This window comes from Streptomyces coffeae, assembly GCF_016741875.1.
GTDB lineage: Bacteria > Actinomycetota > Actinomycetes > Streptomycetales > Streptomycetaceae > Streptomyces > Streptomyces coffeae.
Window position 1 is genome coordinate 1 of record NZ_JAERRF010000169.1, and the last position, 715, is coordinate 715.

Here is a 715-nt window from a genome sequence, read left to right on the forward strand (position 1 = left end):
GGTGGTGCGGCACCGCAGCCAGTCGGGGGTGACCGTGATTCGGTCCAAGGCAAGGCCGAGTGTGCTGGCCAGGCGGACGGCGGTACGGGCGAGGTCGGCACCCCGGTACGGGCCGTAAGCGCTCGCAGCGGCTGTCTGACGAATGAATACGGCGGCGACGTGGGCGGATTCGGCGATGGACGTCATGACCCCGGCCCGTCCTTCAGCAAGGTGGCCGCAGTGCCCCTGGGGTGAGGTGGTGGAGGGGGTCGGCACCGGGTGCCTGGCCAACAGTTCCTCAAGGGGCCTGTCGGCACTGAGGCTGCGGGCCGGGCGGGTGCCCGGTTGCGTCTCGGGCTGGCTGTGCTGCATCGCGATGTACTCCTTGTCTGCGGCGATTCGGGCCCGGTCCCGGTGCCGCCCGGGGGTTGTCGGGGCGGCACCGGCCGGGGAGTAGTGCGGCGTCGTGGGGGCGCAGGCGTCCGGGGGCTGCGAGGCCGTGGGTGGTCAGGCGGGGTGGGTGATGGTCAGTGCCCCGGCCTCGGGGCTGGGCAGACTGCGTCGTGGGACCGGGGTCGGATCGGTGATGGCCCGGCAGAGGGCGGCGATCAGGTGGGTGGGGGTGTGGGGGCAGGCGAGGGCGAGCCACAGCACGGTCAGATCGGTCGCGCGACGGGCGGCGCACAGCCAGCTCGCCGCGCCTCGGTGGCTCGTGTCCGGGAAGCGTGGAGTGATG

At 73.1% G+C, this 715-nt stretch carries 1 protein-coding gene and 1 pseudogene; both read right to left on the reverse strand.

Annotated features, from left to right (window positions below; translation table 11 throughout):
• Positions 1–186: pseudogene (locus tag JK363_RS44985) on the reverse strand (hypothetical protein); the annotation flags it as partial.
• Positions 187–486: 300 nt separating this feature from the next.
• Positions 487–715, reverse strand: a 229-nt coding sequence (locus JK363_RS41515) for a DUF317 domain-containing protein (protein WP_201883503.1), incomplete at its 5' end; no start/stop codon positions are given.